Genomic DNA, 14,721 nt, shown 5'->3' on the forward strand with positions numbered 1-14,721 from the left:
ATGTGATTTCCTCCATTACAAAAACCCAAAAGGCAATAAAACTCCAGTGATAAATTACTTTTATCACTGGGATTTTTTATGCATAACCATAGGTATACAAAGCATACAGATATTCTCCGGATACTTTAGAATCACATGATAAAGGTATTCTTAAACTGGGTACAAAAAACTAAGCCCTCCTAAAAAAGGACATCCAATTATTTGTTCCCACTATCAAATTGACAGTTTATTTAAGAATACCTTGCCGCATATTTATTAACTCCTTTTAAATAGATACTTAAATAATAGCACGTAAGAGCATATTTGTAAAGGAATCTCCAATTTTTTATCAAAGAGAGTTCTAAGAAACACAAACATTTGTGACACGAACCAGTGTCAATACAACTTGTGGGACAATTGGCTTGTACATAAAACAGTTTAACGCCTGGATTTGTCAAGGGCTTTAGAGCGAAGCGTCCCTTGACAAAGGAAGAAGGCGTTGAACTACAATACATTAAGCCGATTGTAACAAGTGCTGCTGTACTATTTGATTTGGTGATTTAAAATTTAATACACACCTAGCTACATTATTTCCTCTACTAATATATCTTTTATGAGCTTTCACTAAGCTATCTAAACTCTTAAAGACTCGATTATAAAATTTTCTTCCATCTTCTCTATGACTACGTTCTACTTTCCCATTTTGCCATGGTGAGTATGGTCTAGTTTTTATATATTTAATGCCTTTTTCTTCTAATTTTTGTTCGAAAATCGTTTTTTTTACTTGTCACTTCTGGATCATTGGTAAATTCACGTCCATTATCTGTTTGAACGGTTTTAATACTAAATCCAAACTCTTCTTCTACATTCTCTAAAAAGGCTGCTGTATGTGTAACGCTTTTCTCATCTACAATTTTACATACTCGTTTTCTACTAAATTCATCAATAGCAGTTATTTGATAATATTTAATCCCCTTACTGTCCCATCCTATACAGTACTGTGGAACATATTTAATGTCGATTTGTACTTTTTCTCCTGGATAAGTAGTTGGTATTGGAGTCCATTTACTTTTAGGATAAGTTCTTTTTTCTTTTTTCTCAGTTAATTGAAGTTTTTTTATCATTTTTTTCATCGCTCCGTATGAACGTTTGTATCCTCTTCTTTGACATTGCACATATATCTCTGCTAATCCGTCTCTGCTATAACGTTTATAGATTTTACGTATAAGTTCTAGTTCATGAGTTTTATGTTCATTAGGATGATGTAACGGTCTGCGACTTTTTGGAAGTAATGATTGTGCAGTGCCATCATATCGACTTCTCCATCGAGCAATTTGTTGTCTAGTTGTATGGTATTTTCTTGCTGCCTTAGCATTATTATCATTTTTTATCGCATATTCTACTGCACGCTGTCTTAATTTGATTTCTTCTGTTATAATAGATTTCATAAGAGAACCTCTTTCCTGATTTTTAAGCAACTTCAGTATAACATTGGTTCTCTTTTTTTTTATTCTTTTTTGTCACAAATGTATGATACCCTAACACATATATAATGCAGATTCAATTGACCCTTCAATGTTAATTTTTGATAAATCTTCTCCACAATTTTTTTCTATATTTTGAAAAGATTCCTCTTCAAACTTGTTATAAAAACCCAAAAGTTCTTTTGCCAATGGATCAACTAAACTGATAAATAAATCTTCTTTGTCATTAAAATGCCTGTAAAAAGCACCCGTTGTAACTCCAGCATCTTTACAAATTTTTCTTAAATTAGCTCGTTCATATCCATCCTTCAAAAAATTCGCTTTACCACTATCCATGATTTTTTTATGTGTAAGCTCATATCCATTCAAATCTGCCATTACTCTGCCTACTTTCTCTTTACTGATCAATTTCCCGCCTCATCTTGATAACTTAGTTATCATTTTAATATTGTCGATCATGTATGTCAAGTATTTTCTGGAACTCTAATAAAAAAAATGGTACAATAAATACAAATAGTTTTATACACGCTTAATGCTTGCTACTCTAATTATTCTTTTGTAGCTTTTGTAGCTTTTGTAGCAAGCACAGTAAGTGTACGGACACTTACGGAAAATTGACGAAGCAGCCCTTGGGGATCTGCTTCTTTTTTTATCAATTTTTAGATTGTTAGGGAGAACCCTAAGACCCCGAAATACATTCAAAGGAGGAACTAACTATGGCAAATAGATTAAGAAACGAAAGACTTGAAATTAAACTAACTGAAGAAGAAAAGGCTCTTTTTGAAGAGAAAAAAAGACTTGCGAAGTGTAGAAACATGAGCCATTTCATCCGCAAATGCGTTTTGGAAAAGGAAATTTATCAAGTGGATTTAGAGCCTTTCAGAGATTTACAAGGCTTACTTTCTAATGCAACAAACAACATCAATCAGATTGCAAAGCGAGTAAATTCGACAGGTGTAATCTACAAAGAGGACATAGGTGATATAAAAAAAGAGATTGAACATTTCTCAAAAGAGCTGTGGCAAATTCATTCACTACTTCTGAAAAGAACATCTGAAACGGAAGGTGAATAATAATGGCTATTACAAAAATACACCCAATAAAATCGACTCTTAATCTTGCTATCGACTACATTGTAAATGGAGATAAAACAGACGAGCAGCTTTTAGTAAGCACTCATAAATGCCACGAATCAACTGCTCACACTCAGTTTTTAAGGACACGAAATGACGCAGGAACAAAAGGAACCGTTCTTGCAAGACATCTCATTCAATCCTTTTTACCGGGAGAAACAAACCCTGAATTGGCTCACCAGATTGGTATGGAGCTGTGTAAAAAGATACTCAAAGAGGAGTACGAATTTGTCTTATCTACTCACGTAGATAAGGGGCATATCCACAATCACATCATCTTCAATAATGTAAATATGGTAACAGGTAGGTGCTACCAGTCTAACAAGAAAAGTTACCACCAAATCCGTTATCAGAGTGATAAACTCTGCAAAGAAAATAACCTATCCGTTATTGACGAGTTTTACGAAAGCTATAAGAAAAAATACAAGACTAACGGTAAATCTTGGTATGAAAATGAACAGGCAAAACATGGCACTTCTTGGAAAAGCAGGCTTCAATTTGACATTGACAGAATGATAAAACAGTCAAAGGACTGGGACGAATTTTTAAAGAAGATGGCTGATCTTGGCTATGAAATCAAATACGGTAAGCACATTGCTTTTAAGCCAAAAGATAAGGCGAGATTTACAAGGACTAAAACAATCGGAGAAGATTATACCGAAGAAAGATTAAAAGACCGCATTGCAGAAAGAGAGTTTATCAAGACTCCTGCCGTCAAAAAACGCATCAGCAATGTTATTGACATGAACACCAATGCAAAGGTAAAGGAAAGCAAAGGCTACGAATATTGGGCAACCAAACATAACCTTCATACAATGGCTGAGTCTGTTATTTATATCAGAGAACATGGCATTAAATCCGTTAAACAGCTTGACGAGTATATTCAAAAAGCAGCTGATGAAAGGCAAAATATACAAGAGAAAATCAAGTCTATTGATAAGGAAATGCAGAAGCTTTCCACCACTATGGAGCAAGTTCATACCGTTAAAAAATACAGAGCGTGCTACAAGGAATATACTGCTAATCCGTCTGACAAGGCATTTTTTGAAGAGTACAAAGCTCAGATTACCCTATATGAAAATGCTCTCTCAGAGCTTAAAAAATCCTATTCCAAACTCCCAAATTCAAAGGATATTTTAGCTGAACTTGATAAATTACAAGAAAAAAAGAACACCCTTATGCAAGAGTATTCTTCCTCAAAATCCACTATGGACGAGCTTTATAAGATACGAAAAAATTACGGAATCTACATGGGTAAGGAGATGGAGAGATAATCTTTATCTCCTTTTTTCGCAAATAAAAAAAGAGTCGGTGCAGTCCCAAGACCACACCGACCATAAATTTATCTCTCAGCTTCTTTTGATGTTTCTTTCTTTTCTTTAGGCTTTTCCTTATCTTCAGCCTGATATTTTTTGATAGCTCCAAGCACAGACTCTTTCTTTTCATCTCGACCTTTCATCTGTTCTTTTGCCTTTAAAAGCTTTGAAGAAAGTATCCTGATGTTAGTATGTTCCTTGCCGTTATCGTCAACGGAAGTTCTGATCTGTCCAAAGAGTTTTACAAAATCTCCCTGCTTAAAGTCTTTTGGAATATCACCCTTTTCTCCGTATGCGGAGCAATTATGATATACCTTATTGCCCTCATCATCTTTAGATGCCACAGAGAAGTTTACTACTTGAAAGGCTTCGCCGTTCTTATTTTCCCTTTCAACTACATCGATCTTTCCTACAATATTTCCAACGATATTGACAAGATTATCTTTCTCCTCTTGAACATAAGGAAGATTTTTAATCTGCCCCTGTTCTCTTAAATCTTCAATCATGTAATCAAATTCCTCATGCAGTAAATTAACGGTGTCATTGTCCATATAAGCCTCATAGAGCTTATCCAAAGCACTTTCATCGTTGATACCTTTTTCCATGCTGATAACCGCCTTAACAAAGTCCTTGTGATTATCACTTACCATATCTTCTATCTGATTTCTCATTGTTTTGTAATCCATGTTTTATCTCCTTTCATGGTAAAAGGGAGGTTTCCCTCCCTTATCGTACATATTCCGGTTCTTTTGCAGTTTGTTTTTCTTCTGTTTTACTTTCTTCCTGATAGGCTCTTATCTGTCCTAAGATAGATGGTTTATCACCCGTTTTCTGTGTGGCTTCCTCTTTGGTATGCAAATTATCTTCAACATCATAGGTTGACTCAAAATAATCGCTGTCCTTAAAGTCATTGTCGTATCTGTCAGCAATTCCATCATTATCAAGGTCTTTAGAAAGTGGATCATAGAAGTTACCTTCATCATCAATGTCCAGTCCCAGAGCTGCCTTTAAGTCCTCGGAATCCACATAGACTAAATCTTCAAAAGAGGATAGCTCTATTTCATTTTTCATATTCCTTAGAGCTTCATTTTCTCCTTTGTTTTCATAATCAAAACTCTCCGTTTTAATCGGTATATCTTCAATATACTGTGTCCATGTCTTATCCTCTAAGTTAAGCTCATATTGGATGCTGTGTCTTTCGTCAGGTGTATTGGTATAGGCGATGCCGATGTGCTTTAGATCAGGATATAGAGTATCAAACTCATCATAACTATGATTTTCTTCATACTCTCTGTTGCAGAAGTCAATGATGGCTCGTTTTACATCTTCTACAAGGGGATTATCATTTCTCTTTTCTTCCACTTCTCCCATATCAAGGAGCTTATTCAGTTCTGCCAAGCGAAGCACATTATCCTTTAGTTCATCAGCTTTTTCAAAAGGCTTTTGTAATTCCTCTTTGGCATTTTCAAGCTGTTCTTTTGTGCCGAGGAGCTTTTCTTCAAGCCTCTTTAATTTCTCAGGCATTTTCTCAAGAGCATTATCAAACCTTGTAATATTACCGTCCGCACTCGTTCCAAGCTCTCCTGAATGCTTTGCAGCACCGTTTAAGCTGAAGTTATGCTCATTGGTGAAGAAGTTGTAGCTTACCTCTAAGTCCATGTTTCTATACTTACCGATAACCTTGCTTTCATTGATTTTCACTTTAGAAATAGCTTCAAGCAACTTTTCTCCGGCTAACTTTTTATCTAATATCTTCTCACCACCGATAGTAATAGAAGTAAACTTTTCCTCTCCTTCAGCTTTTGCTTCTACATCTTTAATATCTTTCTTTACAGCCTCAATGAGTTTTTCTGTCCTTGCAATTTCTTCCGGATAGTTTTTAGCAACCTTATCCTCTAATCTGTAACGGTTGGACTTATAGTTTGCTTCAAGCATTTTAAGTTTTGTAACCTCATTATCCAAATCCATCTTTTCCTTAATCTTCGGATCACCTGTAGCAAGGGCTTTAATCTCTGCATAGTTTAAGCTGCTTTCGTCCACATCTTCCGCCACTCTGACAGGTGTTTTACTTGTCATAATCTGAGAAATGAACTTCTGTTTATTCTCGATGGTCTGCCAAAGGTACGCATCAAAGGTATTCTCCGTTACATATCTGTATATGCTGACTTCTTTGTTTTCATTTCCCTGTCTTACAATTCTGCCCGCACGCTGCTCAAGGTCGGCAGGACGCCATGGGACATCTAAATCATGAAGTGCAATCAGCTTGTTTTGCACATTCGTTCCGGCTCCCATTTTCTGTGTAGAACCCATCAAAATACGAATTTCGCCTTTTCTTACCTTTGCAAAGAGTTCATCCTTTTGCTTATCGGAATTTGCTTCATGGATAAAGGCTATTTCTTCTTTCGGTATTCCCATTGCCACAAGTTTTTCTCTAATATCATCGTAAATATTAAACGCTCCATCTCCTTTTGGAGTTGACATATCGGAGAAAAGAAGCTGTGTGGACTTATTTTCTTTTGTCTTATCCCAAATGGAAAAGACATTTTTCACGCACACATTGACCTTGCTGTCAGGATTATCCGGAAGCAGTGGATTGATTAAACGCTGATCTAAGGCGAGTTTCTTGCCGTCATTAGTAATCTTCAGCATATTATCTTCGTCAGGCTCTACTACCCTGTTTCTCACATCATCAGCTCTTTCCGATAAGCTCTTTAGGATTACCTTTTGCTCCTCACTTGGCAAAGTTTTAATAACTTCATAGTGTGCTTCAGGTGTTGGAAGATTTAGCATATCTGCTGTCTGAATATCCGCAACTTCTTTAAACATAGACATTAGTTCAGGAAGGTTATAGAACTTGGAAAATCTTGTCTTTACTCTATACCCTGTTCCCTCCGGAGACAATTCAAAAGCTGACTGCGTTTCACCAAAAGTAGAAGCCCAGCTATCAAAATGCTCCAAATTATTCTTTTTAAGGCTTTCATACTGAAGATAACGCTGCATAGTATAAAGCTCTGTCATCGAGTTACTGACAGGCGTTCCTGTGGCAAAGACAATTCCTTTTCCACCTGTCATTTCATCCATGTATCTGCACTTCATAAACATATCGGAGGACTTAAAGGCTTCAGACTGTCCAATACCTGCTACATTCCTCATTTTTGTGTAAAGGTATAGATTTTTGTAATTATGTGCCTCGTCAATAAAGAGCTTATCTACACCTAATTCTTCAAAGGTAATGACATCATCCTTCTTAAAATCATCGTTTAACTTTTCAAGCCTTGTTTCAAGTTTCTTCTTTGTCTTTTCAAGCTGTTTTACCGTAAAGTTTTGGTTTCTGTCATGCTTATATTCTTCTACATAGTTTATAATTTCATCAATCTGATCCTGAATATGCTTTTCCTGATATTCCTTACTCATCGGAATTTTTTCAAACTGCGTATGCCCGATTACAACGGCATCATACTCTCCTGTGGCAATTCTTCCGATAAATCTTTTTCTATTTTTCGGCTCAAAATCTTTCTTATCTGCAACCATAATGTTAGCTGACGGATATAGCTGCATAAACTCACGACCGATTTGACCTGTTAAGTGATTGGGGACAACAAACAAGGACTTACTGCACATTCCAAGCCTTTTACTTTCCATCGCAGACGCCACCATTTCAAAGGTCTTACCACTACCTACCACATGGGCAAGCAAGGTATTTCCTCCATAAAGGCTTCTTGCTATGGCATTTCTTTGATGAGATCTTAAATCAATTTCTGTGGTCATTCCCTCAAGGGAGAGCTTGCTGCCGTCATATTCTCTGTTACGGATAGAGTTAAAACGCTCGTTATATATCTTTACAAGACGGTTTCTTCTTTCCTGATCGTTAAATATCCAGTTCTTAAATTCTTCTTTTAGAAGCTCCTGTTTCTGCCCTGCAAGAAGCGTTTCCTTTTTATTTAATACAGAAGTTTTCGAGCCGTCCGGATTTACAATCTGATCAAATACCTTTGTTTCTTTTAAATTTAGAGCATCTTCAATCAGCTTATAGGCATTTACCCTTGAGGTGCCGTAAGTCATCTCTGCAAGGTCATTTCCTCTATCCCTGCTCTTTCCTTCTACATTCCATTCGCTTGTCAGATTTGAAAATTTAACCTTAATATCCCATTTGGCATATCCCGGAGTTTTAAGCGTTTCAAAGATGAATTTTTCAATATCCTTAATCGGTATCCAAGTAGCTCCGAGTCTTACATTGATTTCACTTGCTTCAAGCTCTTTTGGAAGAACTTTTATTAGCTCTGCCTTTTGGTATTCCAAACGGTTCATCTCATAGCTTATCAGCTCTTTTTCTTTGCCATCTTCCGCATAGCCAAGATGAGGCAACTCTCTTTCCGTTTGTCTTAGCTTTGCAAGATAGCTGTCTACAATAGCAATCTTATCTCTGATATTTCCGCTTAGGTACTCATTCTTTGTTACATAGCCGTACTTATATGAATTACTGCCGTTTGCACAGGCAAAAGGTAAATCTCCATCTTCAAGGTTAAAAGACAATGGTCTATAAAAGTTTTGTTCTTCTCTGATGTTTAGATAGATTTCCCCTCTAAGTTCTTCTATCAAAGTCGGTCTGTCTTTTCCTGTAAGGCTTCCCATATACTCAAAATCCACATATCCTTTTTCTGATACCGATAAAACAAGAGCTTCAAGGGAAGTGTCTACATGGTCGATAACCTTCGCCTTTGTGATTGTTCGCTTGGAGAAAATATCTCCCTTTGCTTTGAAGTTTTCTTCTTCATCAAGGATTTCAATGGAAGAAACAAGCGGGAAGTTGCTATCCTCTTTTAAGGCTCTGGTATTAGAAAGGTTGTTGACATATCCATGCTTCTTAGAAAAGCTGTCATAAATTTCATTTAGTTTTTCCTGAGCTTTCTTTACTTCATCATCTGAAAAATCTTCTTTCTGTTTGTAAATAACGTCCTTTAAGGCAGCATTTAACTCAAGATAGTCCTTAATCTTTTCCTTGTTTTTATCCGTTACTTCTTTCTTTACAAACAGGGAGTTTTCTCTGTAATAAACTTCATCATCAATAATGGTGTAGGAGAAATTCTTGACATCGTCCGTTGCGGGTATTGTGCTGATTTCATCATCAAGTAGCTCTATTTCTTCATAATTAGCATTTTTTAGCGATTTCTTCGCTTGCTTTTGTCAGTAGCTCCTTTAAGTCTGTGTTTTCTTTTGGCAGGCAAGCTATTGTATTCCCAAATCTTCCGGATATTTCTTCCATAGAACCAAGCACCTGTTCAGGATGATCAACAAAGTATTTGTTATATAAAAGCCCGTTTTCATCTTCAGCAAGGTGAATCCAATCCTCATCCCTTTCTCTGATACTGTCCCTTTTCTTTAGGAAGATAATATCTGAGGTTACTTCTGTTCCTGCTACGCCCTTAAAGGTATCGTTCGGAAGTCTTATCGCTCCTAAAAACTCTGCTCTTGCTGCAAGGTAGCGTCTTACACTTTCGTCCTTTTTATCCATCGTTCCGCTTGATGTAATAAAGGCAATAATACCTCCGTTTCTTACTTTATCAATGGACTTGGCAAAGAAATAATCATGGATAAGGAAGTTATTTTTGTTATACTCCCTGTCATTTACCTTATATTCTCCAAAGGGTACATTGCCGATAATCGCATCAAAGAAGTTATTTGAAAAGGAAGTTTCTTCAAGCCCCTTAATCTGTATATCACTTTCAGGGTATAAGAGTTTTCCAATTCGACCGCTTACTGAGTCAAGCTCTACACCATAAAACTTAGACTTGTTCATTTCATCAGGGATATTGCCTATAAAGTTCCCTATTCCCATACTTGGCTCTAAAATGTTTCCCTGTTTAAATCCCATATCCAAAAGTGTCTTATACACTCCGTCAATCACTGTTTTCGGTGTGTAAAAGCTCGTTAAAGTAGATTCTCTTGCAGCTTCATATTCTGCCTGCGATAAGTTCTCTTTTAGAAAGCTCCTTACTTCTTTCCACTGTCCGCCTTTTTCTTCATCGAATACATCAGCAAGTCCTCCCCAGCCAACATACCTTGCTAAAACTTTCTGAGCGGTAATATCTAAATCTCTCTCACCTCTTTCAATTCGATTTAACATCGAGATTGCTTCAAGGTTATTGTTTAATCTCTCACTTGGAGATAACTTGTCAGGTAGCGTTTCTTCTTTAATTTTGAAGTTATGAGCTTCTGCTTTCTTTATTTCTACTTCTTCAGTAGTCTGCTCTGGATGTTTATATGTTTGATTTTGAAATACCCTCTCAAGGTCGCCTTCCAGACGATAAGGAATCACATCGGAGCCTGTTATCATACCGCCAAGATATTCTGTACTGTCCTTAACCGTTACCGTCTTTAGGTTATTTCCCATATCATCAAAGCGTGTGATGGTATAGTCTTTATCCTTGTATTTGACTTCATCTCCGACAATAAAGTTCGGTCTTTCAAGGCTTATCTGCTTCATAAGATCCTCATTATCTGTAAAGGCTACAATCGGAATTTGATGATTGCCTTGCCTTACAGGATCAAGCCACAAGTCATTTTTTCCTGTGATTTCATTTTTAGAAATTTCTCTGACTTTGTATTCTTCATGATGAAAGTAGACGGTATCACCTGCTTTAACTGCAAAATCCTCTAAAGGGATTTCCTCTTTTTTATTCAGTTCTACTTCTTCTCTTTCTTTGAGGTAATCAAATAAGGTAGCTTGAACTGTGTCAGCCCTTCTAACTTCTTCTGTTTCTTCAGGTGCTTCAAGTTCTTCTTCTACAAAGCTAAGTTCTCCATTAAAGACAGACTGAAGCTCCTGCTCATCCATCTGCTTTTTAAGTTCTGTATCTTTCAGCTCTCTAAAGGTCTTTGGAAAATCTTCTAAAATAAGCCTTTGGGCATTTAATTCCTTTAGTTCTTCAAGATTAAAATATCCCCATTCAGGTTCAATCCCAAGTACCAGTCCAAAGGCATCGCCACTTTCCCTGTCATATTCCGTCATATACCAAGTCCAATTAGAACGGAAAGGAATGATATATGCAGCATGAACCTCTTTATCCGCTAATGCTACATCCTCCTGTGCGTAAAGCTCCGGCACTCTTTCAAGCATTTCATCGGTCATTAAGTTTTCAGGAGCATCTTTGGAATAATATTGTGGTTCTTCAATCTTTGACTTGTTTTCTGTTTCCTTTTCTTCAAGATAAAGATTTTTAGAAAACAGCTCGTCGATATGCTTTGCAACACTTGTCCAAGTAAGAAACACATCATTACAATCATTTTTCTGTAATTTAAGTCCCTTAGCATCGTGCCATTCATCACTTCCCATTGCTCCGGAAACAGCATGGGAATGTCCTCCAATTCCATATTCGTCTTTTAAGAAATTCGCTTTTTCCTGAAGCGTATGATTTTCTTTAAAAAACTTGGTGATTCGTTCTTTTCCTCTATCAACGCCACTTCCTCTTGAAAGACTTTCAAGGACTTCATCTTCTGTAATAAAGGACTTTACCTTCGGAAGTTCTGTCAAATTGGTGCTATATTCCTTTCGTGGCAGCTCAAGTTCCTGTAATTTCTGATAAAGGCTATCTACCTTGTGATAGTGAAACCTTAGTACATTCCTATTTTCTTTATATCCTGCTATAAATCTGTCATATTCTCTGATTGTTTCTTTCAGATACTCAGGATTTTTTAATGCTTCAGATAATCTTTTTGTTTCTTCCGAAAAGCCCCCACCTCTTTCAAAAAGTTCAAAATATCCTTGCTCTTTTCCTTCTTCACTTAAATCATGAGATAGATACCATAGAGATTCTGAAATCCGATCTCTTTCATAATCAAGAGCTTCAAAAAGCTCTACATTTGTAGCAAATTCCCCACTATTAAGAAGTTCATTTATCCTCTTTGCAGCATCATTCCAGTTTAAGACCTGCGTATCATCTTCTCTTGCAGAAGTTCCATAGGCTAAATGAATGCCTTTATCCGAATACCAGGAAGATACTTCTCTTTCATCAATGTAAAACCCGTTTCCGCCTTTAAAGGTATCTTTGAGGTATTCTCCCAATTCTTCTACTGTTTTTTCTTTGGAAAACTCAGCAATAACAGGAAGTCTGCCGCCATCGTGATTTCCTCCGTTAATAAGGACGGTATCTATATCATTCTCAGTTAGCGGAATCGTAAGGCGTGTCTGTCCATAGGAGTTTTCTGGTAAAGAAAAAGAAGCCTTTTCAGCTTCTCTTATCTCTACATCAATATTTTCTCTTAACCTTCTACTATTTCCTTGATCGTCATCTCTTTCAAAGCTGAAATCATTGCTTTGTACTGTGGATTGCTCTCTCCCTCTATCTTCCAAGCTGCCATCAGCTTCGGCTTCTCTCTTCTCATAAACTCTATCGCCTGTTTCTGAATGTCCATCAGGTGTCCTGTCAACTTCTTCTCCTTGTATAGATCTACTAACATCTCGAAGTTGCTCTGCTCCTCGCTCTGTGAAAGAAACTCCAGCCTCATCACTGCGTAGGTCGGATTTGGATACTTCCTTATGAAGTCCGTCTCTTCCTCCAAGCTGTTTAGCGTATTCTCCCTGATTTTCTCTATTATCTCGTCTGTACTCTCCATTTCGGAGAACTCGCCCGTTTTCATTTCTTCCCTGATCATCTCGTCGAAGTACATATTCTTCTACCTCCTCCAATTCTTCTTTAATCTTATTATATCCCGCTTCTTTTCCTCTTAAAACTTCTTTTTGCAGCTCAAGTTCTTTGCTTTTTTGAATGGTCGCATCAATAATCTTTCCGCTAATATCCGATACGCTTTCACCAAGACTCATTAGAGATATGCTGTCAAGTCTTTGAAAATTCTCTCTTAAAAGCTCATAATCTATCGAATAATCTAACTTAAATCTTGATGCTACCGCATAGCTTACCGAGTCCCTTACAAACTTTGTAAAGGATATTCTATCCTCATCCGCTATTCTAAGTTCATTCATTAAGGTATCTATTTTTTCATCACCGTAGAGTCTGCTTAAAGAAAAGATGTTTTCAAGTGTGCTTTTACTTTCCTCATAGCCCTCGCTTTTTATCATTTCCTTTAACACATCTTGATGATTTTCTTTGTCAAACTTCCAAAGATTTACTTCGTTGACATCTCTGTTTCTTGAAACTGTCTGACCTATATCAAAAATATAGTCCACTTTCTTGAATGTGCCATAGTCCTCTAAAATGGGGATACCTTTCTGTCCTCGCATTACTGTTCTATTAAAACGTTCCCTCCAGTAGTCAAACTTGGCACAAGCTATTGCTTCAGGATTTTTATCATAGATACTTAATTGACTTCTAAAGTCATATCTTTGATTGTTTCCGACAACCTTTAAGAGCTTCAGATACTCTGCTTCACTATGAAGCACATCTTGTTTTATAAGCTCCAAAATGTTATGAAAATCATTTATTCGCATTTTTACCTCCTTCGTTTTTCCAAACAAAAAAGGCGGTTAGATTTTACTCTAATCACCTTTTACGCATTATATTATTAAATTTTATTCGTTTGTTTCTTCCGCAATATCTACATATTCTTTTAATTTTCGTTGCAACAAATTCTTATCTATCAGTTTTAATGTATACTCCGATACCATTGTAGGCGAAAGACTTCTACTTAATGCAAATTCTACTACCTCATCATCTTTTGAAGCACAAAGGATTACTCCTACGCTTGGATTTTCAGTTTGTTTCTTTACTTCTCTATCCAGTGCTTCTAAATACAGGTTCATTTTTCCGATATATTCCGGCTTAAACTCTCCAATTTTTAATTCAAATGCAACTAAACAAGATAGTCCCCTATGATAGAACAACAAATCTACATAGTAATCATGATTGCCAACCTGTACCCTATACTCATTACCTATAAAGGAAAAATCTTTCCCAATCTCTAAAATAAAGTTCTTCAGATTCTGGAGAATTGACTTCTGAAATTCTCTTTCATTTCCAATCTTGGGAGCATCAAGAAATTCTAAAACATAACTGTCCATAAACAAATTATGCGTCTCTTGTTTTGCCCTTTGTATAGCAGGCAAATCGTTACTATTTGAAAGCATATAACGTTCATAATAGCCACTGTCCATCTGCCTTACCAACTCTCGGTGAGTTAGATTCTCCTTAATTGCTAAGTTAATGTAGAATTCTCTTTCTTCTTTACTTTTAGATCCTGACATTATTTTCAAATGATTAGACCAGCTCAATTGTGTCAACAACGTTGACACTTTTTCATCATCCTTATATAGCTCATAGAATTGCCTCATTCTATAAAGCCCCCTACGGGTAAATCCTTTTAAATCAGGATAATTTTCAGAGAAAAAATCGGCAACATTTTCCACAAAATTTGACCCATAACCTGCTTCTTTACTTTTCTCACTTATATACTTTCCCACTTCCTGATACATCAAAATCAATTCTTCATTGACTTTTCTATAAGCACGATCCTTTGCACTTTCGACAATCTTAACAATATCATCAAACTGATGATTATCTTTTCCAATATCTGTATTCTGCAATACCATCTTATCCTTATTCATTGTTTCACCTACCTCTAAAAACGTGCTGTTATTTTTTAATGTTTTCTTCAATAAAAGCCTTAGAATTTTGAATTTGCACTTTATCTTTATTAACTACAAAAGTAACATAATCTCCATTTTCTAAATTTAAAAGTTCCCTTATCCTTTTCGGAATAGTAACCTGTCCTTTTGCCATAACTTTTGCAGTATCCATAAATATATCTTCCATATTTACTTCCTTTCGCCCTACTTTTCCTACAAAATTATAGCAC

General features: G+C 36.3%; 9 protein-coding genes and 2 pseudogenes. 2 read left to right on the forward strand and 9 right to left on the reverse strand.

What is annotated here, in order from left to right; translation table 11 throughout:
• Positions 1-493: 493 nt before the first annotated feature.
• The 3 genes from HMPREF1039_RS08450 to HMPREF1039_RS07150 form a co-directional block, all read right to left on the reverse strand.
• Positions 494-751 (reverse strand): integrase core domain-containing protein, encoded by a 258-nt coding sequence (locus HMPREF1039_RS08450; protein ID WP_328284374.1) that lies wholly within the window; start codon positions 749-751, stop codon positions 494-496.
• Positions 717-1,427, reverse strand: coding sequence for a DDE-type integrase/transposase/recombinase (locus tag HMPREF1039_RS07145; RefSeq protein WP_007391807.1), 711 nt, complete (start codon positions 1,425-1,427; stop codon positions 717-719). The genes HMPREF1039_RS08450 and HMPREF1039_RS07145 overlap by 35 nt, the downstream gene beginning before the upstream one ends.
• A gap of 90 nt (positions 1,428-1,517) precedes the next feature.
• Positions 1,518-1,871: a TetR/AcrR family transcriptional regulator gene (locus tag HMPREF1039_RS07150; RefSeq protein WP_235720046.1), complete on the reverse strand. Its 354-nt coding sequence runs from the start codon at positions 1,869-1,871 to the stop codon at positions 1,518-1,520.
• A gap of 308 nt (positions 1,872-2,179) precedes the next feature.
• On the opposite strand from HMPREF1039_RS07150, the gene HMPREF1039_RS07155 reads away from it, so the two are divergent.
• Both HMPREF1039_RS07155 and HMPREF1039_RS07160 read left to right on the forward strand, forming a co-directional pair.
• Positions 2,180-2,536 (forward strand): plasmid mobilization protein, encoded by a 357-nt coding sequence (locus HMPREF1039_RS07155; protein ID WP_000013547.1) that lies wholly within the window; start codon positions 2,180-2,182, stop codon positions 2,534-2,536.
• Positions 2,537-2,538: 2 nt separating this feature from the next.
• Positions 2,539-3,870, forward strand: a complete 1,332-nt coding sequence (locus HMPREF1039_RS07160; RefSeq protein ID WP_007391778.1) for a relaxase/mobilization nuclease domain-containing protein — start codon at positions 2,539-2,541, stop codon at positions 3,868-3,870.
• 68 nt (positions 3,871-3,938) lie between these two features.
• Here the strand turns inward: HMPREF1039_RS07160 and HMPREF1039_RS07165 are convergent, their stop codons facing one another.
• The 6 genes and pseudogenes from HMPREF1039_RS07165 to HMPREF1039_RS07180 all read right to left on the reverse strand — a co-directional run bounded on the left by HMPREF1039_RS07165 (position 3,939) and on the right by HMPREF1039_RS07180 (position 14,678).
• Positions 3,939-4,598, reverse strand: coding sequence for a single-stranded DNA-binding protein (locus tag HMPREF1039_RS07165; protein WP_000384996.1), 660 nt, complete (start codon positions 4,596-4,598; stop codon positions 3,939-3,941).
• A gap of 154 nt (positions 4,599-4,752) precedes the next feature.
• A pseudogene (locus tag HMPREF1039_RS08640) lies at positions 4,753-4,887 on the reverse strand (helicase); the annotation flags it as partial.
• Between the two features lie 1,266 nt (positions 4,888-6,153).
• Positions 6,154-8,544 (reverse strand): annotated as a pseudogene (locus HMPREF1039_RS08645) (DEAD/DEAH box helicase family protein); the annotation flags it as partial.
• 517 nt (positions 8,545-9,061) lie between these two features.
• Positions 9,062-13,357, reverse strand: coding sequence for an Eco57I restriction-modification methylase domain-containing protein (locus HMPREF1039_RS08460; RefSeq protein WP_007391776.1), 4,296 nt, complete (start codon positions 13,355-13,357; stop codon positions 9,062-9,064).
• 81 nt (positions 13,358-13,438) lie between these two features.
• Positions 13,439-14,470 carry a PDDEXK nuclease domain-containing protein gene (locus tag HMPREF1039_RS07175; protein ID WP_001030694.1) on the reverse strand — a complete coding sequence of 344 codons (1,032 nt, stop codon included), beginning with the start codon at positions 14,468-14,470 and terminating at the stop codon, positions 13,439-13,441.
• Between the two features lie 28 nt (positions 14,471-14,498).
• Complete coding sequence (locus HMPREF1039_RS07180) at positions 14,499-14,678, reverse strand: AbrB/MazE/SpoVT family DNA-binding domain-containing protein (protein ID WP_000389423.1); 180 nt, start codon at positions 14,676-14,678, stop codon at positions 14,499-14,501.
• Positions 14,679-14,721: the final 43 nt, after the last annotated feature.

This window comes from Megasphaera lornae, assembly GCF_000214495.1.
GTDB classification, from domain to species: Bacteria; Bacillota; Negativicutes; order Veillonellales; family Megasphaeraceae; genus Megasphaera; species Megasphaera lornae.

What these genes read in the sequence shown, in the direction of transcription:
- HMPREF1039_RS07160 (WP_007391778.1), top strand. Translation starts at nt 2,539, where the DNA reads ATGGCTATTACAAAAATACACCCAATAAAATCGACTCTTAATCTTGCT.
- HMPREF1039_RS07145 (WP_007391807.1), bottom strand. Translation starts at nt 1,427, where the DNA reads ATGAAATCTATTATAACAGAAGAAATCAAATTAAGACAGCGTGCAGTA.
- HMPREF1039_RS07155 (WP_000013547.1), top strand. Translation starts at nt 2,180, where the DNA reads ATGGCAAATAGATTAAGAAACGAAAGACTTGAAATTAAACTAACTGAA.
- HMPREF1039_RS07165 (WP_000384996.1), bottom strand. Translation starts at nt 4,598, where the DNA reads ATGGATTACAAAACAATGAGAAATCAGATAGAAGATATGGTAAGTGAT.
- HMPREF1039_RS08460 (WP_007391776.1), bottom strand. Translation starts at nt 13,357, where the DNA reads ATGCGAATAAATGATTTTCATAACATTTTGGAGCTTATAAAACAAGAT.
- HMPREF1039_RS07180 (WP_000389423.1), bottom strand. Translation starts at nt 14,678, where the DNA reads ATGGAAGATATATTTATGGATACTGCAAAAGTTATGGCAAAAGGACAG.
- HMPREF1039_RS07175 (WP_001030694.1), bottom strand. Translation starts at nt 14,470, where the DNA reads ATGAATAAGGATAAGATGGTATTGCAGAATACAGATATTGGAAAAGAT.